The organism is Sphingomonas sp. Leaf10, from assembly GCF_001421245.1.
GTDB lineage: Bacteria > Pseudomonadota > Alphaproteobacteria > Sphingomonadales > Sphingomonadaceae > Sphingomonas.
The window spans coordinates 236596-259464 of record NZ_LMKE01000001.1; the positions used below are offsets into that span (position 1 = coordinate 236596).

At 65.2% G+C, this 22869-nt stretch carries 21 protein-coding genes; 11 read left to right on the top strand and 10 right to left on the bottom strand.

The window, feature by feature from the left end; all coding sequences use genetic code 11:
* From fabG to mltG, 5 genes are all read left to right on the top strand, one after another.
* Positions 1–627 (top strand): 3-oxoacyl-ACP reductase FabG (gene fabG, locus ASE59_RS01165; RefSeq protein ID WP_235515597.1); only part of this gene is annotated, 627 nt, incomplete at its 5' end.
* Entirely contained in the window at positions 624–1133 is a 510-nt protein-coding gene (locus tag ASE59_RS01170; protein ID WP_056451109.1) for a hypothetical protein, read from the top strand. The genes fabG and ASE59_RS01170, both read left to right, overlap by 4 nt.
* Positions 1134–1212: 79 nt before the next feature.
* Positions 1213–1449: an acyl carrier protein gene (locus ASE59_RS01175; protein WP_055760552.1), complete on the top strand. Its 237-nt coding sequence runs from the start codon at positions 1213–1215 to the stop codon at positions 1447–1449.
* A 118-nt stretch (positions 1450–1567) separates the two neighbouring features.
* Entirely contained in the window at positions 1568–2827 is a 1260-nt protein-coding gene (gene fabF / locus ASE59_RS01180) for a beta-ketoacyl-ACP synthase II (RefSeq protein ID WP_056451112.1), read from the top strand.
* A 4-nt stretch (positions 2828–2831) separates the two neighbouring features.
* Positions 2832–3800, top strand: a complete 969-nt coding sequence (gene mltG, locus ASE59_RS01185; protein ID WP_056451116.1) for an endolytic transglycosylase MltG — start codon at positions 2832–2834, stop codon at positions 3798–3800.
* A 159-nt stretch (positions 3801–3959) separates the two neighbouring features.
* Here the strand turns inward: mltG and eda are convergent, their stop codons facing one another.
* The 8 genes from eda to ASE59_RS01225 form a co-directional block, all read right to left on the bottom strand.
* On the bottom strand, positions 3960–4568 hold the full coding sequence (gene eda, locus ASE59_RS01190) for a bifunctional 4-hydroxy-2-oxoglutarate aldolase/2-dehydro-3-deoxy-phosphogluconate aldolase (RefSeq protein WP_056451119.1): 609 nt from the start codon (positions 4566–4568) through the stop codon (positions 3960–3962).
* On the bottom strand, positions 4565–5533 hold the full coding sequence (locus ASE59_RS01195) for a glucokinase (protein WP_056451122.1): 969 nt from the start codon (positions 5531–5533) through the stop codon (positions 4565–4567). Before ASE59_RS01195 ends, eda begins: the two co-directional genes overlap by 4 nt.
* A 159-nt stretch (positions 5534–5692) precedes the next feature.
* Entirely contained in the window at positions 5693–7513 is a 1821-nt protein-coding gene (gene edd / locus ASE59_RS01200) for a phosphogluconate dehydratase (RefSeq protein WP_056451125.1), read from the bottom strand.
* Positions 7513–8217, bottom strand: a complete 705-nt coding sequence (gene pgl / locus ASE59_RS01205; protein WP_056451128.1) for a 6-phosphogluconolactonase — start codon at positions 8215–8217, stop codon at positions 7513–7515. The genes edd and pgl overlap by 1 nt, the downstream gene beginning before the upstream one ends.
* 59 nt (positions 8218–8276) lie before the next feature.
* Positions 8277–9737, bottom strand: a complete 1461-nt coding sequence (gene zwf / locus ASE59_RS01210) for a glucose-6-phosphate dehydrogenase (protein WP_056451131.1) — start codon at positions 9735–9737, stop codon at positions 8277–8279.
* 134 nt (positions 9738–9871) lie between these two features.
* Complete coding sequence (argC, locus tag ASE59_RS01215; RefSeq protein WP_056451133.1) at positions 9872–10801, bottom strand: N-acetyl-gamma-glutamyl-phosphate reductase; 930 nt, start codon at positions 10799–10801, stop codon at positions 9872–9874.
* Entirely contained in the window at positions 10798–11595 is a 798-nt protein-coding gene (locus ASE59_RS01220) for an NlpC/P60 family protein (protein WP_056451136.1), read from the bottom strand. Before ASE59_RS01220 ends, argC begins: the two co-directional genes overlap by 4 nt.
* A gap of 28 nt (positions 11596–11623) precedes the next feature.
* Positions 11624–11947, bottom strand: coding sequence for a MarR family transcriptional regulator (locus tag ASE59_RS01225; protein ID WP_056451139.1), 324 nt, complete (start codon positions 11945–11947; stop codon positions 11624–11626).
* 223 nt (positions 11948–12170) lie between these two features.
* Here ASE59_RS01225 and secG point away from each other — a divergent pair, with 223 nt between their 5' ends.
* Both secG and ASE59_RS01235 read left to right on the top strand, forming a co-directional pair.
* Positions 12171–12539, top strand: coding sequence for a preprotein translocase subunit SecG (secG, locus tag ASE59_RS01230; protein WP_056451142.1), 369 nt, complete (start codon positions 12171–12173; stop codon positions 12537–12539).
* A gap of 94 nt (positions 12540–12633) precedes the next feature.
* Complete coding sequence (locus tag ASE59_RS01235; RefSeq protein ID WP_056451145.1) at positions 12634–14283, top strand: CTP synthase; 1650 nt, start codon at positions 12634–12636, stop codon at positions 14281–14283.
* Positions 14284–14489: 206 nt separating this feature from the next.
* Here ASE59_RS01235 and ASE59_RS01240 read toward each other — a convergent pair whose 3' ends face one another.
* A complete protein-coding gene (locus ASE59_RS01240) occupies positions 14490–14978 on the bottom strand; it encodes an Hsp20 family protein (RefSeq protein ID WP_056451148.1) in 489 nt (162 codons plus the stop codon).
* Between the two features lie 1062 nt (positions 14979–16040).
* On the opposite strand from ASE59_RS01240, the gene ASE59_RS01245 reads away from it, so the two are divergent.
* Genes ASE59_RS01245 through ASE59_RS01255 form a run of 3 tightly spaced genes read left to right on the top strand, consistent with a single transcriptional unit; the run spans position 16041 to position 18434 of the window.
* A complete protein-coding gene (locus tag ASE59_RS01245) occupies positions 16041–17291 on the top strand; it encodes a lipoprotein-releasing ABC transporter permease subunit (RefSeq protein ID WP_056451151.1) in 1251 nt (416 codons plus the stop codon).
* Positions 17284–17958: an ABC transporter ATP-binding protein gene (locus ASE59_RS01250; protein ID WP_056451154.1), complete on the top strand. Its 675-nt coding sequence runs from the start codon at positions 17284–17286 to the stop codon at positions 17956–17958. Before ASE59_RS01245 ends, ASE59_RS01250 begins: the two co-directional genes overlap by 8 nt.
* Positions 17955–18434 carry a glutathione peroxidase gene (locus ASE59_RS01255; protein ID WP_056451156.1) on the top strand — a complete coding sequence of 160 codons (480 nt, stop codon included), beginning with the start codon at positions 17955–17957 and terminating at the stop codon, positions 18432–18434. Before ASE59_RS01250 ends, ASE59_RS01255 begins: the two co-directional genes overlap by 4 nt.
* Positions 18435–18502: 68 nt before the next feature.
* Here the strand turns inward: ASE59_RS01255 and ASE59_RS01260 are convergent, their stop codons facing one another.
* Positions 18503–19078, bottom strand: a complete 576-nt coding sequence (locus tag ASE59_RS01260) for an HdeD family acid-resistance protein (protein WP_056451159.1) — start codon at positions 19076–19078, stop codon at positions 18503–18505.
* Positions 19079–19255: 177 nt separating this feature from the next.
* On the opposite strand from ASE59_RS01260, the gene dnaE reads away from it, so the two are divergent.
* Positions 19256–22843, top strand: a complete 3588-nt coding sequence (gene dnaE, locus ASE59_RS01265) for a DNA polymerase III subunit alpha (protein ID WP_056451162.1) — start codon at positions 19256–19258, stop codon at positions 22841–22843.
* Positions 22844–22869: the final 26 nt, after the last annotated feature.

Here is a 22869-nt window from a genome sequence, read left to right on the forward strand (position 1 = left end):
TCGAATGCCGCGAAGCTCGATGCGTTTCGCGACGAGCTTCGCGGCGATCACGTCGCGATCGCCTGCAACCTGTCCGATGGCGCTGCGGTCGACGGGCTGGTGCCGCAGGCGGTCGCAGCGCTCGGCAAGCTCGATATCCTCGTCAACAATGCCGGCGTTACACGCGACAACCTCGCCATGCGGATGAAGGACGACGAATGGGATCAGGTAATCCGCGTCAACCTGGAGGCCGCGTTCCGACTGTGCCGTGCCGCTGCCAAGCCGATGATGAAGGCGCGCTTCGGCCGTATCGTCTCGATCACCTCGGTCGTCGGCCAGACCGGCAATCCGGGCCAGGCCAACTATGCCGCGTCGAAGGCGGGGCTGGTTGGCATGTCGAAGGCGATGGCCGCCGAACTGGCCAGCCGCGGCATCACCGTTAATTGCGTCGCGCCCGGTTTCATCGCCTCCGCCATGACCGAGGTGCTGCCCGAGGCGCAGAAAACCGCCCTGCTGACCAAGATTCCCGCCGGGGCGTTGGGCGCGGGCGATGACGTCGCTGCCGCCGTCGCCTATCTTGCCAGCCGTGAGGCCGGCTATGTCACCGGCCAGACGATCCATGTGAATGGCGGGATGGCGATGGTATGAGCGTGATGCTGATGGCGGCGATGCTGGCGACGGGCGATGCGAATGTCGTCCGCTGTGTTGCGACGAAGATGCCCAAGACCGACATGGCACGCTTGCAGCAGGGCATCATCGTCGGCGTGCTGGAGGGCAAGAAGCCAGCCCCCGCCACCGAAGCGTTGGTGAAGAAAGCGCGCGCGCAAGCGGCGGCCTGTCAGCCCGGCACCGGCAAGGCCGATGCGCGCGCGGGTGAGATCGTCGTCACCAGCATCGCGGTCGAAGCATTGGCGTCGGGACTGAGTGCGAAGGGCGTTGATCCGATCGCGGTCAACCGCCGGTTGAGCCAGACGCCGCCGGCCGTCCTGAACGCCTTTCTCGCGCGCAAGCAGACGGCGCAGGTCGACAGCTTCATGAGCGGCATGATGCATTTGGCCGGTGCGCAAAAGGGCGATACGCGGGTGCAGCGGCTGATGGGCGGCTATGCCTATAACGCCGCGACGCTCGCGCGGCTATTCGCTGCCAAGGGCTAACCCACGGCTTGCGCCGGAGCCGGACGCGCTTTAGGGGCGTTCAGGTACGATACACCCCGGATGTGAAGAGGGAATGAATATGAGCGAGACTGCCGAACGCGTGAAGAAGATCGTCGTCGAGCATCTCGGCGTCGAAGCGGAAAAGGTTACCGAAGACGCGAGCTTCATCGATGATCTGGGCGCCGACAGCCTCGACATCGTCGAGCTGGTGATGGCGTTCGAGGAAGAATTCGGCGTCGAGATCCCCGACGATGCCGCCGAAAAGATCACGACCGTCAAGGACGCGATCACCTATATCGACGAGCACAAGGGCTGATCCGGCGGGGACGCGCTGCCGCGTCCCGCCATCTGCCGAGACCATCACGGCCCCCCGTCCCGGCGAAAAGCCATGGGCGGGGGGTCGTTCGTTAAGTAACTGAACGGAGAGTAATGCCATGCGCCGCGTAGTCGTGACCGGCCTCGGCCTCGTGACCCCGCTGGGTGCCGAGGTGGAAACCGCCTGGAAGAACCTGATAGCCGGCAAATCCGGGGCGGGTCCGATCACGCATTTCGATGCGTCGAACCAGAAGTGCCGGATCGCTTGCGAGGTGAAGCCGGCCGATCACGCCTATGGTTTCGATCCCGGACTGCGCGTGGATCACAAGATCCAGCGGCAGGTCGATCCGTTCATCATCTTCGGCATCGATGCCGCCGGACAGGCGCTGGAAGACGCCGGCCTGACCGACATGAGCGAGGAAGAACGCTATCGCGCCGGCTGCTCGATTGGTGCCGGTATCGGCGGTCTGCCAGGCATCGCCAGCGAATCGCTGGTGTGCGAGAACAAGGGCCCGTCGCGCGTTTCGCCGCACTTCGTCCATGGTCGGCTGATCAACCTGATTTCGGGTCAGGTTTCGATCAAGTACGGGTTGATGGGTCCGAACCATGCGGTGGTCACCGCCTGCTCGACCGGTGCGCATTCCATCGGCGACGCCGCGCGGATGATCGCGATGGACGACGCCGACGTCATGCTGGCGGGCGGTGCCGAAGGCGCGATCTGTCCGCTGGGCATCGCCGGCTTCGCACAGGCGCGTGCCTTGTCGACCGCGTTCAACGACCACCCCGAAAAGGCGTCGCGTCCCTATGACCGCGACCGCGACGGTTTCGTGATGGGCGAGGGCGCAGGCGTCGTCGTGCTCGAGGAATATGAGCGGGCCAAGGCGCGCGGTGCGAAAATCTATGCCGAGGTCATCGGCTATGGCCTGTCGGGTGACGCCTATCACGTCACCGCGCCGCACCCCGAAGGTTCGGGGGCGTTCCGGTCGATGGAAATGGCGATGCGCAAGTCGGGCCTGTCGCTGACCGACATCGACTATATCAATGCGCACGGCACCTCGACCCCGCTCGGCGACGAACTGGAGCTGGGCGCGGTGCGGCGGCTGTTCGGCGATGCGATCGGCGGGCTGGCGATGTCGTCGACCAAGTCGGCGATTGGGCACCTGCTGGGCGGCGCCGGTGCGGTCGAGAGCATCTTCTGCATCCTCGCGATGCGTGACGGGATCGTGCCGCCGACGCTGAACCTCGACAATCCGTCGGAGAATTGCGCCGGCGTGAACCTCGTGCCGCACACCGCGCAGGAGCGGAAGGTGAAGGCGGTGCTGAACAACTCGTTCGGCTTCGGCGGCACCAACGCGTCGTTGGTGATGAAGGCGGTTTGAGCCGATGCGCCGGATCGGTTGCCTCGGCCTGATCGTCGGACTGCTCGCGATCGGCGCGCTGTTCTTCGTCATCCAGAGCTGGGGCGGAGCCGGTCCGGCCGAGCGGACGCTGACGGTGACTGTGCCGCAGGGCACAAGCCTTGCCGCGGCCGCCGAAAAGCTGGAGGAGGCCGGTGCGATCCGCTCGGCTGGCCGCTTCCGCCTGCTGGCCCGCTTCCTTGGCAGCGACGAACCGATCCGTGCCGGTGAGTACCGCATTCCGAAGGGACTGAGCCAGGCGGACGTGCTGAAGCTGTTGCAGGGCGGCAAGACCCTGCAACGTTTCGTGATGGTGCCCGAAGGCTGGCCATCGGTGCTGGTGCAGGAAGCGGTGGCCAAGGCGCCGCAGATGGACGGTACCGCGCCGCTACCACCAGAGGGTAGCATCCTGCCCGACAGCTACAGCTATGAACGCGACGGCAACCGCACCGATCTGATCGAGCGGATGCAAGGCGCGATGGATCGCTATCTCGCCGATGCATGGAAGAAGCGCAAACCGACGACGGTGGTGAAGTCGCCGCGCGAGGCGATCATCCTCGCTTCGATCGTGGAGAAGGAAACCGGCAAGCCGTCCGAACGGCGGATGGTCGCCGCCGTCTATTCCAACCGGCTGCGCGCGGGCATGCGGTTGCAGGCCGATCCGACCGTCATCTACCCGATCACCAAGGGGAAACCGCTCGGGCGGCGCATCCGCCGGTCGGAATTGCAGGCGAAGAACGGGTACAACACCTATGCATCGGCCGGGCTGCCGGTCGGACCGATCGCCAATCCGGGGCGCGCGTCGATCGATGCGGTGCTCGATCCGGTCGAGACGAAGGCGCTGTATTTCGTCGCGGACGGGAGCGGGGGGCATGTGTTCGCCGACACGCTGGCCGAACATAATGCCAATGTGAAGAAATGGTACGACATCCGCCGGGCGCGGGGCGAGATGTAGGCCGGGTCAAATCCTCCCCGCTACGCTGGGAGGGGGACCATGCGCAGCATGGTGGAGGGGGATTTCGGCACACACCACGGTTGCGTTCGTGGGCGCCCCCCTCCATCATCCGGCTGCGCCGGACGGTCCCCCTCCCCATTCATGGGGAGGAGTTTTCGGTTACGCCTTCAAACCCGCCGCTGCGTGCGCGCGCGTTTCGGTTTCTGCGTGGGTTGGGCCGACGATCCAGCTGCCACCGACGCACAGCACCGGGTCGAACGCCAACCATTCGGGCGCGGTCGCTTCGGTAATGCCGCCGGTCGGGCAGAACTTCGCCTGATAGAAGGGCGCGGCGAGCGCCTTCAGTGCCTTCAGTCCGCCCGACGCTTCGGCCGGAAAGAACTTGAAATGCGTCAGGCCCAAATCCAGTCCGCGCATGATGTCGCCGGCATTGGCAATACCCGGCAGGAACGGCACACGGCTGTCGATGATCGGACGTGCGATCGTTTCGGTGAGACCGGGCGAGACGATGAACTCGCTGCCGGCGTCCATCGCCTGCTTGAACTGATCACCGTTGACGACGGTCCCGGCGCCAACGATCGCGCCATCGACCTTCTTCATCTCGGCAATGGCTTCGAGCGCGGCGGGGGTGCGCAGCGTGACTTCGAGGACGCGCAGGCCACCCTTGACCAGCGCCTCCGCCATCGGGCGCGCTTCGGCGGCGTCGTGGACAACCAGGACCGGGATGACCGGGCTGGTCTGCATGATGTCGGAAATGGTGACGGTCATCGTGCGTGCTCCTGCGCAAAGGCGGCGGCGGCCCCGAACAGGCCGGGCTGGGGATGGGTAATGAGTTTGACGGGAATGCCCGCCATGAGCTGCTGGAAACGGCCCTTCGCGGTAAAGCGCGTGCCGAAACCCGATTCGAGGAGGTGATCCTTCAACCGCAGGCCAAGGCCACCGGCGATCACGACCGCCTTCGCGCCCTGCGCCAGTGCAAGGTCCCCGGCGACAGCGCCCAGCGTCAGACAGAAGCGGTCGAGCGCGGCGACGGCGATGCTATCGGTGCCGTCCAGTGCGGCGGCCCAGATCGCCTTGTCGTCGATGTGCGGGACCGATACGCCCTCGATCTCCGCCAACGTTTCATACCAGGCGACGATCGACGGACCGGCACAGGCACGCTCGTTGGAGCCGCGACCATGGGCCTTGCGCAGCCGCTTGAGCAGCGCATCCTCGATCCCGTCGAGCGGGGCGAAGTCCTGATGCCCGCCTTCGGTCTCTAGCACGTGATAGCGATCGGCGGTGCGCAGCAGTTGGGCGACGCCCAGACCGGTGCCGGGGCCGCAGATGGTGACGACGCCCTTGGTCGGAAGAGGGCCTTCGGGACCGCACAGGTGGATGAAATCATCGTCGGCAACCTGCGCCACGGCGTGACCGACCGCGCCGAAATCGTTGATGATCGTCCACGTGTCGACGCCGAGCCGTTCCTGCATCAGCGGCGGACGGATAATCCACGGATTGTTGGTGAACTTGATCAGCGTGTCGTTGACCGGCGATGCGACGGCGAGGCTGGCAGCGCGAGGCAGGGGGCGGCCCAGATCGCGTTCGAACGCACGCCACGCCAACTGGAGACTACCATGTTCGGCGACCTTTTGCGTGATCGGTTCGCCCAGATGAACGACCTGGCCGTTCTCGACCTCGGCAATCGCGAAGCGGGCGTGGGTGCCGCCAATATCTACCGCAACGACTTCCATGCACTTCTCTCCGTTGCCAATCTGTACTGCCGTTGGTCCTGAGTAATGACTGGACCTGTCGAAGGCGCGTATCGAAGGACTGTTGCCGGTCGCAACGGTCCTTCGATACGCCATTTCGACTTCGCTCAATGGCTACTCAGGACAAACGGAAGGTGTTGTTTACAGCCCCGCCGCGGCCAGCATCGCCGACGCGCCGGCCTCGGCCTCGCTCGCGCCCTGCCGCATCATCGCAAAGATTTCGCGCCCGGTGCCATCGGCTGCCGCCGGGGCTGGAGCATGTTCGCGCGCGGCCCATTCGTCGGCGGGCACCAGTGCCTCCAGCGTATTCGCATTGGCGTCGAGGCGGATGACGTCACCGTCGCGCAGCTTGCCGATCGGACCGCCGCCCAGCGCTTCGGGCGACAGATGGATCGCCGCCGGCACCTTGCCCGATGCGCCCGACATGCGGCCATCGGTGACCAGCGCTACGCGGAAGCCGCGATTTTGGAGGACGCCCAGCGGCGGGGTCAGCTTGTGCAGTTCGGGCATGCCGTTGGCGCGCGGCCCCTGATGCCGGACGACGACGACGACGTCGCGGTCGAGTTCGCCGTTCTTGAACGCGGTCTGCACCGATGCCTGATCGCTGAACACGCGGCACGGTGCTTCGATGACCCAGCGATCGGGGTCGACCGCCGACACCTTGATACAGGCGCGACCGATATTACCCTGCAGGATGCGGAAGCCGCCTTCGACCGAGAAGGGCGCGTCGATGGTGCGGACGATGGTATCGTCGCCGCTGGTCGGGGCGTGATCCTTCCACACCAACTGGTCGTTCTCGATTCCCGACTGGCGGCCATAGGCGGCCATACCATCCTTTGCGATCGTCAGCACGTCGGCGTGGAGCAGACCGCCGCGCAGCAGTTCGCGGATGACGAAGGACGGGCCACCCGCATCCTCGAACCCGTTCACATCGGCCGAACCGTTGGGATAGACGCGGGTCAGCAGCGGCACGACCTCGCTCAACCGGTTGAAATCGTCCCAGTCGATGATGATGCCGGCGCAGCGCGCGATGGCGGGCAGGTGGATCAGGTGGTTGGTCGAGCCGCCGGTCGCGAGCAGCACGATGGCGGCGTTCACGATCGCCTTCTCATCCACCACCCGACCGATCGGGCGATAATCGTCGCCGTCCCAGCCGATTTCGGCGAGACGGTGGACCGCATAGCGGGTCAGTTCCTGCCGACGCTTCGTACCCGGATTGGCGAAGGCGGCGTCGGGAACGTGCAGGCCCATCGCCTCGACCATCATCTGGTTCGAATTGGCGGTGCCGTAGAAGGTGCAGGTACCCTTGCCATGATAGGCGGCGATTTCGGCGTCGAGCAGTTCCTCGCGACCGACCTTGCCCTCGGCATAGGCTTCGCGGACCGCCGCCTTCTGCTTGTTGGGAATGCCCGAGCGCATCGGGCCGCCGGGGATCAGCACCATCGGCAGATGCCCGAAGCGAAGCGCACCCATCAGCAGGCCGGGCACGATCTTGTCACAGATGCCGAGCAGCGCCGCGCCCTCGAACGCGCCGTGGCTGAGCGCCACCGCCGTCGACAGCGCGATGGTGTCGCGACTGAACAGCGACAATTCCATGCCCGGAAAGCCCTGCGTCACGCCGTCGCACATTGCCGGCACGCCGCCCGCGACCTGCGCCGTCACGCCCGCTTCGCGCGCCCAGACCTTCATCTGTTCGGGATAGCGGTAATAGGGCGCGTGGGCCGACAGCATGTCGTTATAGGCGGTGACGATACCGATGTTCATCCGGTTGGCCGGACGCATCGCATCGCGATCCTCATCGGTCCCGGCATAGGCATGGGCAAGGTTCGCACAGCCCAGCATCGGCCGGTCAACGCCACTTTCGCGCTCCCGGTCGATCAGCGCGAGATAGGCGGCGCGCTTTTCGCGTGACGCTTCGATGATGCGGTCGGTGACGGCGGCGATCGTGGCGTTGAGGGCCATTAGCGGCTCCAGTGGATATCGACGGGAAGTTCGACTTCGGCCAGCACGCGGCCGATCGGATAGCTGGACGATGCGCCCTGATCGATGGCGCGTTCAAGCACCGTCTTCTTCTCCTCGCCGGTTATCGCGATCATCAGCGCGCGGGCCGAAGCGATCGCGGCATGGCTGAGCGTTACGCGCGCGACCGGCGCCTCGGGAGGCAGCGGGTCGGGCATCACGCCCAGCGCGCGGCGTTCTTTCGGTCCGGTCAACGCCTCGACCAGATCGGGGCCGGGGAAGATCGATGCGGTATGTCCATCGGCGCCCATGCCCAGCAGGCAGAGGTCGAGCGGCCAGTGCAGGTCCTGCAACCGGGCATCGGCGGCGCGACCGGCGGCCTTGTAATCCGCAGCCTTTTCGGCGGTCAGCGGGATCACCCGTGCGCCCTTAGGCAGGAAAATCTTGGCGAGGCCGGTGACGTTCGACAGCGCGTCACCCATCGGCACGATGCGGTCGTCGGTCGGGACGATCGTCACCCGCTTCCAGTCGAGCTTCGCCTTGATCAGCTTGTCATAAATCGGGGCGGGGGTGCGACCGCCCGCCAGCGCGATCACCGCCGCGCCGCGCGCATCGATCGCCGATTCGATGATGAACTGAATGTCGCCGGACAACGCTTCGGCGAATTCGGTGGGTTCGTCATATTCCCACCATTCGATCTCGGTCATGTGTCTCTTATCCTGCTAAAATCCAAGCGGGGATTTGGGGAAGGGAGCGCGTCAGCCGCTCACTCGTTCCACGTCACCCCGTCGCGTTCGGTCAGCGCCACGCTGGCGTTCGGTCCCCAGCTTCCCGACGGATAGCCCTTGGGACTGGTCGCATTCGCCTTCCACCCGTCGCGGATCGCGTCGATCCACTGCCACTGTGCCTCGACCTCGTCACGGCGGACGAACAGCGTCGGATCACCCTCGATCAGATCGAGCAGCAACCGCTCATAGGCGATACGGCGGCGCGTGCCGGCAAAGGCGGTGGTTAGCGACAGGTCGAGCGGCACTTCACGCAGGCGGACGCCGTCACGGTCGAGGCCCGGTTCCTTGGCCATCACCAGCAAGCGGACATATTCCTCGGGCTGGAGGCGGATGACCAGTGTGTTGGGCTGCAACCGGCCACCACGATCGGCAAAGATCGAATGCGGTACCGGCTTGAACTGGATCGAAATTTCCGAATGGCGATCCTGCATCCGCTTGCCGGTGCGCAGGTAGAAGGGCACGCCCTGCCACCGCCAGTTGTCGATATGCGCCTTCACCGCGACAAAGGTCTCCGTGTCCGAATCCTTGCCCAGCTCCTCGTCATAGCCACGTACGATCTCACCCTTGACCGCGCCGGCGTCATATTGGCCGGTGACGGTGTGGGTGTTCACTTCGGCCGGGCCGATCGGGCGCAGCGAGCGGAGGACCTTCACCTTCTCGTCGCGGATCGAGGTGCCGTCGAACTTGGCGGGCGGCTCCATCGCGATTAGCGCGACCAGTTGCAGGACATGGTTCTGCACCATGTCGCGCAGCGCGCCGACCTCGTCATAATAGCCGGCGCGCCCTTCGAGGCCGACCGTTTCCGAGATGGTGATCTGGACATGGTCGATGCCGCGCGCATTCCACACCGGTTCGAACATCGCATTGCCAAACCGCAGCGCGAGGATGTTCTGAACGGTTTCCTTGCCCAGATAATGGTCGATGCGGAACGTCCGCTCCTCCGGAAAGGCGGCGGCGACCAAGTCGTTGATCTCGCGGCTCGATTCGAGGTCCTTGCCAAGCGGCTTTTCGAGGCTGATGCGGACGTTGGGGCCGGCAAGGCCCGCGCTCTTCAGTCCGGTGATGGTCGGGCCGAACAGCCACGGCGCGGTCGACAGGAAGATGGCGAGGCCACCCGAAATGTCGCCGAGCTTTTTGGCAAGGTCATCGAACCCGTCGACGTTCGATGCGTCGAGCGGCTGATAGTGCAGCCGCGCGAGAAACCCGTCGATCGCGACCTCGTCCTTGCGGTCGTCGGGCAGGAACTGGTCGAGGGCGTGGCGTGCGAAGGCACGGAAACCGTCGTCGTCATGCTCGTGCCGCGCGGTGCCGGTGATGGTCAGGCCTTCGGGCAACAGGCCATCGGCATGGAGGCCGTAGAGCGAGGGGAGCAGCATCCGTTGCGACAAATCCCCGGTCGCGCCGAACAACAGCAGCTTCGCTACCGCTTGCCTCGTCATGCGTGCTCCTATCTTCAAACTCGGTCGTGCGCGCTCCTAGCAGCCTATTTCGCAAACGCGAAGGCAGCATAGGTATGCGATGCGAAACGATTGCGTGGATCGTCAGAATATCGCGTGCGGCCGGCGGGCAGCGCTCAGAGCGTCAGCCCCGCCGTCTGGTCGAACCCGGCCATCAGGTTGAAATTCTGTACCGCCGCACCGGCCGCACCCTTGCCCAGATTGTCGAGCGTCGCGACAAGCCGTGCTTGCCCCGTCTCCATATTGCCGAACACGCGCAGCGACAGGCGGTCGGTGCCGGCATCGGCCTCGATCGGGATCGCGCTGTCGTCGCCGTCGAGGACGCGGACGACGGGCGATTCGCGATAGGCTTCGCGCAGCGTCTGTTCGATCGCCGACAGGCTGGGGCGGCGGTGGAAGGCGAACAGCGGCAGCGGCACCTCGACGACCATGCCGCGATAGGCGCGCGCGACCGACGGCTGGAACAGCGGCGGATGGGCGAGGCGGGCATGGCGCTGCATCTCGGGCACATGCTTGTGCGCCAGCGACAGGCCGTAGCCGAGCCAGGCGGTATCGGTCTCACCATTCTCGAACGCGGCGATCATCGCCTTGCCGCCGCCCGAATAGCCCGAGACGGCGTTAACGCTGACCGGCCATTCGTGCGGGATCAGCCCGGCGCGCACCAGCGGCCGGACGAGCGCGAGGAAACCGGTCGGATAGCAGCCGGGGTTCGACACCCGCATCGCCGTCGCAATCGCGCCGGGCTGGGCCGGCTCCAGTTCGGCCATGCCATAGGTCCAGCCGTCGGCGACCCGGTGCGCGGTCGACGCGTCGATCACGCGCGTGCGGTCGTTGGCGATCAGCGACACCGCCTCGCGCGCCGCATCGTCGGGCAGGCAGAGGATGACGAAATCGGCGTCGTTCAGCGCCTCGCGCCGCGCCGTCGCGTCCTTGCGCCGGGCATCGTCTAGGGTGATGAAGTCGATCTCGGTCCGATCCGACAAACGGTCGGCGATTTCGAGGCCAGTGGTGCCGGCGGCACCGTCGATGAAGACGCGAACGGTCATGCGGGGCGCCTCCGGGCGCGAATGGGGCCGAACCGGTCGAGCGCGGCGACGGGTTCGCACCGCACGACGTCGTCGGCATGAATGGCGGTATCGCTATCGACCAGCATTGCGACATGGTCGTTAAAGTAGATCAGATCGCCGCGACGAAGCGGGTCGCCGGCCGCCAGCGGAGTGCCGATCGCCTCGGCCTGCAAATCGAGGAAGCGCGGCGGCGGCGATCCGGCGAGCGACAGCGCGAGGAAAATCAGCCCGGCCGCATCCACGCCGTCGCCCGAACGGCCACCGGGCAGCACGGGTACGCGCTGCAACAGTGTCGCATAAACCACCGGATCGCTGGTTTCATCGTCGAGCGGCAACAGCATTGAGCGCAGCACATAGCCGCCATCGACCTCCGCCCATTCGTCATTCGCCGGCACGGCTGCGACCCGGCTGCCCATCGGCAGGGCATAGGGCAGGGCACGATCCAGCGAGCGATCGGCATGGACCACCGCCTTCGCTGCGCAGACGACATGCGACGTGGCATATGCGTCCGTCAGCGCATCGCGCAACACGAATCCGACGCTGCCATCGATCGGAGAGCGCCCCCAGCCGTGGGCGGACGTGAATTCGAGAACGTCGAAGGGTTCGCCCGCCAATGCCTGCGACACGATCTTGCCGTCGGGCGCATCGAGGATGGCGGTTGCAGTGCCGATGCTGCGCCGGGCCGGTACCGCATAGTGTGGCGCGAACACGCGGTCGGCCAAGCGGATATCGGCCAAGTCACGACGGACCGCGTCGATCCGGGAATCGAGCACGACCGACCGTCCGCTCAGGGCAAAGCGGTTACGCGCTGGCGCGTCGGTGGAAGTCGCCGACGCCGTCGCCGCCCATGAACTGCCCGAACTCTGCAAGAAAATTGGCCCCTTCGCTGGTCTGCGCGACGAAGATGTTGCGCTTGTCGGCATCGTCGCGTTGGCGGCGGAGATAGCCGAGCGTGCCCAGACGATTCAAGGCGCGCGTTACGACCGGCTTCGATACATTCAGTGCACGGGCCAGCCCGCGTACCGTATGGGGACCGGGTTGCAGATAGACGATCATCATCAGTGCCATCTGGCGGTTGGTCAGGTCCGGCTCGCCCGAGCGGACATAATCGACCAAGCCGTCCATCCATTTTTTCAAGGGGATCGTTGGGAACATCGCAGCAACCTAACGTCAATACAGGCCGTGAGGCGGGGTCGAAAGATGAACGTCGCAATTGTGCGCTTGGTTTCCCGTTCGATACGATAATGTTACGGATTGGTCCCTGGCGCTCGGTTGATTGCCACGATCGGCTCGCCTATGTGGCGCGCTTCGAACCTGCACTCCTTTCTTTCGGAAATGTTCCCCGGCCATGTTCACCTTCCTGCTCGTCGTCCATGCGATCATCGCCGCGTTGCTCGTGACGGTGATCCTCATGCAGAAGTCGGAAGGCGGCGGCCTGACCACCGGCGGCAGCCCGTCGGGGTTGATGTCGGCACGGGGTGCGGCCGATTTCCTGACGCGGGCGACCGCGATCCTCGCCGGGCTGTTCATCGCGATGAGCATCGCGCTGGCGGTGATCGCGGCGAATCGCGGCGGTTCGTCGATCGATACCTCGCTGGCACGGCCGACGACTCCGCCGCCCGCCGCCACCGCACCGGTCAATCCGGCCGCCGATCCGATCGGCAACCTGACCGGGGCGCCCGCTGCCGACAACGGCGCGGTCCCGCTGGCCCGCTAAAACCCTTTCCATCAACCGGTCCGTCGTATTTCGCGGGCGTGGGAGCAATCCCGCGCTTGGCGGCGATGGCGTTCGACGCTAGGCGATATCTCCCATGGCGCGGTATATCTTCATCACCGGCGGCGTGGTTTCGTCGCTCGGCAAGGGCCTCATGGCGGCCTCTCTCGCAGCACTCTTGCAGGCGCGCGGCTACAAGGTCCGCATCCGCAAGTTCGATCCCTATCTGAACGTCGATCCGGGCACGATGTCGCCCTATCAGCATGGCGAAGTCTATGTGACCGACGACGGGGCGGAAACCGACCTCGACCTTGGCCACTATGAACGCTTCACCGGCGTCGCGGCGCACCAGTCGGACAACGTCACCTCGGGTCGCATATACCAGACGATCATCCAGCGCGAGCGGCGCGGCGATTATCTGGGCGCGACGGTACAGGTCGTTCCGCACGTCACCGATGCGATCAAGGCATTCGCACAGGCCGATACGGTCGACGACGACGGGCAGGACCTCGACTTCGTGCTGTGCGAGATCGGCGGCACGGTCGGCGACATCGAATCGCTGCCGTTCATTGAGGCGATCCGCCAGTTGAAGAATGAACTGGGCCGCGGCCGGTCGATCAGCATTCACGTCACGCTGGTGCCGTATATCGCGGCGGCGGGCGAACTGAAGACCAAGCCGACCCAGCATTCGGTGCGCGAACTGGCGGCGCTGGGCGTGCAGCCCGACGTGCTGGTCTGCCGCTGCGAAAAGCCGCTGCCGGCGAGCGAACGTGCCAAGATCGCATTGTTCTGCAACGTGCCCGCAGGGGCGGTCATCCCCGCGCTCGACGCCCCGAGCATCTATGCGGTGCCCGAGCAATATCATGCCGAGGGGCTGGACGCCGAAGTGCTGCGTGCCTTCGGCATCGAACCCGGCGATGCGCCCGACCTGTCGCGGTGGAGCGACATTATGGACCGCCTCCAGAACCCCGAAGGCGAAGTCACGATCGGCGTGGTCGGCAAATATGTCGGGCTGCAGGACGCGTACAAGTCGCTGAACGAGGCGCTGGTCCATGGCGGCATCGCCAACCGGGTGAAGGTCAATATCCGCTGGATCGACGCTGAATTGTTCGAAGGCGATCATGACCTGGTCGCCGCCGAACTCGAGCCGTGCCACGCGATCCTCGTTCCCGGCGCGTTCGGGGAACGCGGCGCGGAGGGCAAGATCGCCAGCGTCCGTTTCGCTCGCGAGCGGAAAGTGCCCTATTTCGGGATCTGCTTCGGCATGCAGATGGCCTGTATCGAAGGTGTCCGTGCGACCGGTGGCACACCGGACGCGTCTTCGACCGAATTCGGCCCGACCGAACAGCCGGTGGTCGGCATGATTACCGAATGGATGAGCCCCGAGGGCATCCAGAAGCGCGAATCGGACGGCGATCTGGGCGGCACCATGCGGCTGGGTGCCTATGAGGCGACGCTGGCCGGCAATTCGGTCGTCGCGTCGATCTACGGCGGGACGACGATCAGCGAGCGGCATCGCCATCGATACGAGGTCAACACCGGCTATCGTGACATGCTCGAATCGGGCGGGCTGGTTTTCTCGGGCATGTCGCCCGACGGGATGCTGCCCGAAATCGTCGAGCGGCCCGACCATCCGTGGTTCGTCGGCGTGCAGTTTCATCCCGAGCTGAAGTCGAAACCGTTCAATCCGCACCCGCTGTTCGCGAGCTTCATCGCCGCAGCGGTGAAGCAGTCGCGGTTGGTTTAAGGTCTTCGCCTCTCGTCATTCCCGCGAAGGCAGGAATCCATAAGCGCAACGTCCAGCACTGACCCGTCAGCCTCGGGCATATGGATTCCCGCCTGCGCGGGAATGACGAGTAGGGCGGGGACTTCCTCCAAAAACCCGAACGGGCGCCCGAACCCATCCGGTTCAGGCGCCCGCCCACGGCGCGCAAGGGAGCAACGCGCGGTAGCTCAGGCAGCGTTGGCCGAATCGTCGGTCTTGGCTGCGTCGTTCGCGATGACCGGCTGTTCGCCCGTGCCGCCGATAGCGATCCGGCGCGGCTTCATCGCATCGGGGACTTCGCGACGCAGGTCGATGGTCAACAGGCCATCGGCTAGGTCGGCGTGTTCGACGACAATGAAATCGGCCAGTTCGAACCGGCGTTCGAAGCTGCGGTTGGCAATGCCCAGATGCAGGACCGCACTCTTCTGTGCGTCGGCTTGGTCGGTCTTGCGGCCCGAGACGACGAGCAGATTCTGCTGGGCGGTAATGTCCACCTCTTCGCGCTTGAACCCGGCGACCGCCAGCGTGATGCGGTAGCGATCTTCGGCAAGGCGTTCGAGATTGAACGGCGGATAGTTTTCGCCGGTGGTCGCGCGCGCGTTGCTTTCCAGCATGTCGAACAGACGGTCGAAACCGATGGTGGAGCGGCGATACGGGGTGAAGTCGAAGCTACGCATGTCAAATCCTCCAGATGAAGCGAGTTGAACGAGGCGGCATCCATAAGGCGATGCCGGTTCGTGAACGGCCCCTCAGGCACCGTTCGCGAACCGATATGGTTCGATAACAGAGGGCTTCAAGAGGGCGTGGGGCGCGAATATCGTGTAGGCTGGATGACGTTCTGCGAGATAGCAATGCAGTCTCTCGCTTTCCTTCAGGGGAGGAGCCTCGCCGGTGGTGTGGGTGACGCCCTTGATGATGTCTCTCCCCTCCCTGAAAGGGAGGGGCTGGGGGTGGGTAGACCCATGACGAAGGGTAAGTGCGCCACAACGGGCCGACCCACCACCGGCCCCTCCATTGTCAGGGAGGGAAGGGAAACCATCACCGGATGCCGTCTTCAAGCGACTGCGCACGGGCGCTGTCCTACAGGGCGCACCCATGCCACCATCCGGGCTGGACGCTGACCGCCTTGCTCTTTGAATCCGCTGCCCGTCGCACCATGCAAACCGCGCAAACCGTGGCAAGTGTGACTTTTGTGAACTTTGACGCGAAACCGTCAATTTATCAGAGACTTGAGCCAAACAAGTAAACTAGGCACGTCGACCCCGCGCGGGCTAGACCAACCAGCGGCTCCAGCCCAACGCCATCGGAGTGAAATCCCGGCCTTCGCGGGAAAGACGCATGGTTCCGATCGAGCGAAAAGACGCGAGGGCAGGGGCTTACGTCCCCGAAGCAGCCGCATCGCCCCGCAACAGTTCCCTGAAACGGCAAACGGCCGGGCTGTTGCCAGCCCGGCCGCCTGCGTGACGATCGCTCGTCAGCCCCCTTGGTTGCCACCGCTTCTACGCCCCTTCCCCCCTTCCAGGGCGGAGCCGGTTGGCCTCCCCGAACCGTGGCCTTGCTTGCCTGCGCTTCGTGCCACTCTCGATAAGGAACCGGACCTTATCTGTCACCGGCCTTGCGCCATCTTTGCTACGGTTTCCCTAACCATGTGTCGATTTGGCAACAGCATGGATTGAAGTCGGTCCCGCGCCTACCTACAGCTCCTGCAACGCCCCCGTTCGAGGACACCGACCGCCCTTATGCTGCTATCGCGTTACGAGCGGATGATCGCCCGCCGCTATCTGTTGCCCGGACGGGGCGAGGCGTTCATCGCGCTGGTCGCGTCGATCAGCCTGGTCGCGGTGATGTTGGGCGTCGCCGCGCTGGTCATCGTCATGAGCGTGATGAACGGGTTCCGGGCCGAACTGTTCGACAAGATCGTCGGGCTGAACGGTCATGCGCTGATCCAGGGATATAACAACCAGCTGCCCGACTGGCGGCGCATCGCGGCGGAGGCGCGGCGGACGCCCGGCGTGACCAGCGCCACGCCGCTGATCGAACAGCCGCTGTTCGCGACCTATAACGGCCGGTCCGAATTCATCCTGATGCGCGGCATGCGGATCGAGGATATCCGCGACAATCCGACGATCCGCGACAATGTGAAACAAGGGTCGCTGAATGCGGTGACGCCGGGCAGCGGCAACGTTGTGATCGGCAGCCGCCTCGCCATGGCGCTGGGCGTGACGGTCGGCAGCGAGATCACGATCATCAGTCCGCAGGGGCCGACCACGCCGTTCGGCACGATGATCCGGCAGGTGCCGTACCGCGTCGCCGCGATCGTCGAGGTCGGTGTGTATGATTACGACAAGGCGTTCGTCATCATGCCGATCGAGGATGCGCAGCAATTGCTGCTGACCGGCGATTCGGTCGGGTCGATCGAACTGGAGACGTCCGACCCCGACGATGTCGACCACATCCTCGCGCCGCTGCGGGAGAAATTCGTGGCGAGCGCACAGATTACCGACTGGCGACAACTCAATTCCGAACTGTTCCAGGCGCTGTCGGTCGACCGGATCGTGACCTTTACCGTGCTGTCGATCATCATCCTGATCGCGGTCTTCAACATCCTGTCCTCGCTGATCATGCTGGTCCGCGCCAAGACGCGCGACATCGCGATCCTGCGAACGATGGGCGCGACGCGCGGCGGGCTGCTGCGTATCTTCATGACGGTCGGCACGACGATCGGCGCGCTGGGCGTGGGGGCGGGGCTGATCCTCGGCTTCGTGTTCCTGACCTTCCGGCAGAAAGTTGTCGAAGGGATCGGCGCGGTGACCGGCATCGATATCTGGGACCCGACGATGCGCTACCTGACCGAATTGCCGTCGAAGGTCGATCCGGTCGAGATCGTCACCATCGCGCTGGTCGCACTGCTCTTTTCGTTCCTCGCCACGCTGTATCCGGCGTTCAAGGCGGCCAATACAGATCCCGTGCAGGTGTTGCGCTATGACTGAGCCCGTTCTCCAGACCCGCGGACTGAAGCGGAGTTTTACCCAGGGCACGGTGACGATCGATGTGTTGCGCGGGGTCGAACTGACCATTGCGCCGGGCGAGATCGTCGCGCTGCTGGGGCCGTCCGGGTCGGGCAAGTCGACGCTGTTACAGGCGGTCGGACTGCTTGAAGGTGGGTTCGAGGGCGAAATCCTAGTCTGCGGCGAACAGGTGGCGAAGGCCGGTGCGAACCGCCGGACCGAAGTGCGCCGCGACCGGATGGGCTTCATCTATCAGTTCCACCACCTGCTCCCCGACTTCAACGCTTTGGAGAATGTCGTGCTGCCGCAACTGGTACGGGGCGGTACCCGCGCGGACGCGGATACGCGCGCGGGCGAGTTGCTGACTGCGCTGGGGCTGGGCCAGAGGCTCGATCACCGGCCGAGTCAGTTGTCGGGCGGCGAGCAACAGCGGGTCGCAGTGGCGCGCGCGCTGGCCAATCGTCCCGCGCTGGTGCTGGCCGACGAGCCGACCGGCAATCTCGACGAAGCGACGGCCGACGTGGTGTTCGCCGAATTCATCCGGCTGGTGCGGGGGCAAGGATCGGCGGCGCTGGTTGCGACACATAACGAGCGGCTCGCCAACCGGATGGACCGGGTGGTGCGGCTGCACGACGGGGTGCTGGCATGAGCGATCTGTACGACCTTGCCGTGCGGACTGCCGATGGCGGGGATACGACGCTGGCCGAGTATCGCGGCAAGGTCCTGTTGGTCGTCAACGTCGCATCGAAATGCGGCTTCACACCGCAATATGCCGGGTTGGAGGCGCTGCATCGCAAGTTCGGCTCGCAGGGTTTCGCGGTGCTGGGCTTTCCTTGCAACCAGTTCGGCGGACAGGAGCCGGGCGATGCGGCGGAAATAGCGACCTTCTGTTCGCTGACCTACGACGTCAGCTTTTCGATGTTCGCGAAGGTCGACGTGAACGGAGCGGAAGCGGCACCTTTGTTCCGGGCGCTGAAGAAGGCGGCGCCGGGGGTACTGGGCAGCGAGGCGGTCAAATGGAACTTCACCAAGTTCCTGGTCGGACGCGATGGCAGCGTGACGCGGTTCGCTCCCACGACCAAGCCGGAGGATATGGAAGGGGCGGTCGCGGTGGCGATGGGGTAGCGCGCCGCCCCGGACCTGGTCCGGAGCGGCGCCTGCCAAAGAAGCACAACACCTGCGTTGCGGGCGTCTTACGCCGCCGGTGCATGCCGGTGCGACAGGGCGTCGATGATCGCGACGATGCCGCCCGAGAGGAAGCTCGCACCTAGGATGAAGCCGGGCAGGGCCAGTGCCGACCATGGGACGGTCGAGTAGAGGATGATCGCCAGCGCAACGTTGATGACGCCGAGCAGCAACATCAGCCCGCGCAACCGTTTGAAGCGGAACCCGACGTACAGCTCCATCAGCCCCCGCGCACCGAGCCACAGGATCATCATCAGCGTCAGCGACAACGCCCCGCCGATCGGAACCAGCAGCATGTAACCCCCGGCGACGACCGACAGCGCGCCGAACAGCAGCGCGTAGCCGCGGCCATGGTGGTTGCGGATGCCCGCGAACAACGATGCGAAACCGCCGATCAGGAAGCAGAAGCCGACGACCATCGTCGCCGCCAGCGTGGCGGGGAAAGGGGCAAGGAAGGCGAAGACGCCGACCAGCACCGAAACGATGCCATAGGCGAGTGTCCAGCCCCAGCCAGGCATTGCGCGCCGGATAGTGGTTCCTGCGGGCGTATCACGGGTGAAGCTTTCCCGGGAAACGTCGGTCATCGTCTCTCTCCGTTGCATGGTGATCCGTTACGGCGTCGGAACGGGTTATCGCCTGCCCGGTTCCGGTCGGAAGCCGCCGGCGGTACCGTCCTTTCGTACGATAGGGCGCGCACCCGGTTGGCCGGGGTGGCGGCTATACCACTGTTCGAATCACCCTGTGATGATTAGGTCCATCGGATGGCGCATTCCGGGTTCGTACCGCTTCGTATTTTCTCCTCCTTCACCATGTTGGAGGGCGCGATCGATCCGAAGGCGATCGCCAAGGTCGCGCGCAAGCTCGGCTTTCCCGCGGCCGGCCTGTCCGACCGCAACGGGCTGTATGCGGCGATGGCGTTCTCGGACGCATGCAAGGATCAGGGCGTTCAGCCGGTAGTCGGCACGTTGCTGGCGGTCGCGCGACCGGGCGGGGCGGAGGGGCAGGAGCCGGAAATCGACTGGCTGCCGCTCTATGCGCAGGACGCACGCGGCTACGATAATCTCTGCGCTTTGGTATCGATGGCGCATCTCGACCGGCCGGTCGAGATTCCGGCGCATGTGCCGATCGATGCGCTGATCGGGCGCAGCGACGGACTGGTCGCGCTGACCGGGGCGGGCGACGGTGCATTGGCGCGGCTGTTCGCGGCGGGGCGGGCGGATGAGGCGGCGGCTTACGCCGACCGGTTGCAGGCGCTGTTCGGCGATCGGCTGTATGTCGAAATCGCGCGGCGCGACGATGCGATCGAGGCGAAGGCGGAGCCGCAACTGCTCGACCTCGCTTATGCCCGCGACCTGCCACTGGTCGCGACCAATCCGTGCTGCTTCGCTGAGGCCGATTTCCACGACGCGCATGACGCGATGCTGTGTATCGCGTCTTCGAGCTATGTCGCGAGCGAGGACCGTCAGCGTTCGTCGCCACAGGCGTGGCTGAAGCCGGCGCAGGTGATGCAGGAGATGTTCGCCGACCTGCCCGAAGCGCTGGCCAACACGCTGGTCGTGGCGCAGCGCTGCGCGGTGGCCGCACCCAAGCGCAAGCCGATTCTGCCCAGTCTTGCCGGTGATCGCGAGGGCGAGGCGCTGAAACTGCGCGTCGACTCCCGCGCCGGGCTGGTCGAGCGGCTGCGCAAGATCGTCGCGCTCGAAGAAGGCATGGTGACCGCCGAAGTCGCGGTCGAGGCGCCCGCGCCATGGGAGGATGCGCCGACGCCGGCGGTGACCGGCGAGGTGCCGGAACTGTCCGAGGACGAACTGGTTACGCGCTTCCCCGACTATTTCCAGCGGTTGGATTTCGAACTCGACGTCATCTGCCAGATGGGGTTTCCGGGTTACTTCCTGATCGTCGCCGACTTCATCAAATGGGCGAAGGATCATGATATTCCGGTCGGGCCGGGCCGTGGTTCGGGCGCAGGCTCGGCGGTCGCGTGGGCGCTGACCATCACCGATCTTGACCCGATCAAGCTGGGCCTGCTGTTCGAACGCTTCCTGAACCCGGAACGCGTGTCGATGCCCGACTTCGACATCGATTTCTGCGAAACGCGGCGTGGCGAGGTCATCCGCTACGTCCAGCAAAAATATGGCCGCGATCAGGTTGCGCAGATCATCACCTTCGGAAAGCTGAAGGCGCGCGCGGTGCTGAAGGATACCGGCCGCGTGCTGCAGATGAGCTATGGTCAGGTCGATCGCCTCGCCAAGCTGGTGCCGAACCATCCGACCGATCCATGGACGCTCGACCGTGCGATCAACGGCGTGTCGGAACTGAACCAGCAATATGAGCGCGAGGAGGATGTAAGGCGGCTGCTCGACCTCGCCATGAAGCTGGAGGGGTTGCCGCGGCACAGCTCGACCCACGCCGCTGGCGTGGTGATCGGCGACCGGCCGCTGGCGCAACTGGTGCCGCTGTACCGCGATCCAAGGTCCGACATGCCGGTCACGCAGTTCGACATGAAATATGTCGAGGGCGCGGGGCTGGTGAAATTCGACTTTCTCGGCCTGAAAACGCTGTCGGTGCTGAAATTCGCGGTCGAATTGCTGGCGCGGCGCGGGATCGTGGTCAATCTCGACAGCCTGTTATGGGACGATGAAGCGACATACGAACTGCTCAAGCGCGGCGACACGGTCGGCGTGTTCCAGCTGGAATCCGAAGGGATGCGGCGGACGCTGACCGCGGTACGCCCAAGTAATTTCGGCGACATCATCGCGCTCGTGTCGCTGTACCGGCCGGGGCCGATGGACAACATCCCGTCGTTCGGCGCGCGCAAGGCGGGGCGTGAGGAACTGATCTATCCTCACGACCTGCTCGAGCCGATCCTGAAGGAGACCTACGGAATCTTCGTCTATCAGGAACAGGTGATGCAGGCCGCGCAGATCCTGGCCGGCTATTCGCTGGGCGGCGCGGACATGCTGCGGCGCGCGATGGGTAAGAAGGTCAAGGCGGAGATGGACGCGCAGCGCTCGATCTTCGTGAAGGGTTGTGCCGAGGTGAACGGCATTCCGGCGGCCAAGGCCAACGAACTGTTCGACTTGATCGACAAGTTCGCCGGCTACGGGTTCAACAAGAGCCATGCGGCGGCCTATGCGCTGCTGGCATATCAGACCGCTTGGTTGAAGGCGCACCACCCGCACGAATTCTTCGCGGCGTCGATGGCGTTCGACTATGCGCAGACCGACAAGCTGGCGATTTTCGTCGACGATATGAAACGGTTGCGGATCGAGTGCCTGCCGCCGTGCATCAACGCCAGCGATGCGACCTTCGGCGTCGAGGAAACCGGGGGCGGCCTCGCGGTGCGCTATGCGCTGTCGGCGCTGAAAGGGGTCGGCGAGCGGGCGATGGAGCTGATGGTCGAGGAGCGGGCGGCGAAGGGGCCGTACAAGTCGCTCGACGATTTCGCGTCGCGGGTTGATCCCAAGCTGCTGAACAAGCGGCAGATCGAAACGCTGGCGGCGGCGGGCGCGTTCGATTGCGCGGTCGTCGATCGGGCAGGCGTCCATGCGCTGGCCGACACGCTGATGGCGACGGCACAGCGGACCGAGGCGAACCGGTCGAGCGGGCAGGGCGGCCTGTTCGGCGAGGCAAGCGGTGCTGTCGAGGCGGCGATCCGGATGCCCGACGTCCACTGGTCGCTGACCGAGGCGATCGCGGCGGAGAAGGATGCGTTCGGCTTCTACTTCTCCGCCCATCCGCTTGATCGCTATGCCCATCTCGCCAGTGCGCATGGTGCGCGCAAGATCGCCGATCTGGCCGATACCCATGTGCCCGAGGGCGGTCGAGTCGGCGCGACGGTGGCGGCGCTGGTCGAAGATGCGCGCTGGCGGACGTCAGCACGCGGCAAACGCTACATGATGGCGACGCTGTCCGATGCGACCGGACAGGTGCCGGTAACCTGCTTCGACGAGGGGCCGGCGAACGATCTGGAAGCCGCGGGCAAGGTCGGCGGATGCGGGCTGTTCACGCTGGAACTCGATCGCCGGGCGGGCGACGAGAGTGCGCGAGCGACCGTCAAGTCGCTCAAACCGTTCGACATGATCGCGCGCGACGTGCGGCTGCGGCTGGACCTGACCATCGACGATGCTGCGGCCTATCCGGCGCTGGCGGGACTGATGATGGGTGAGCGCGGCGGGCGCGGCGAGATTTGGGTATCGGTGCCCGCTACGCCAGGAATCGAAGCTCGGGTATGTCTGGGCCGCGATTTCAGGATTGATGGTGAGCTTGCCGAACGGGTTGGCAGGCTGCAAGGTGTCGCCAGCGCGGCGTTCGATACGGTGAAGCCACCGATCGCCGCCGTCGGATAGGGGCGACACGGCTCCGTTCGCAAAGG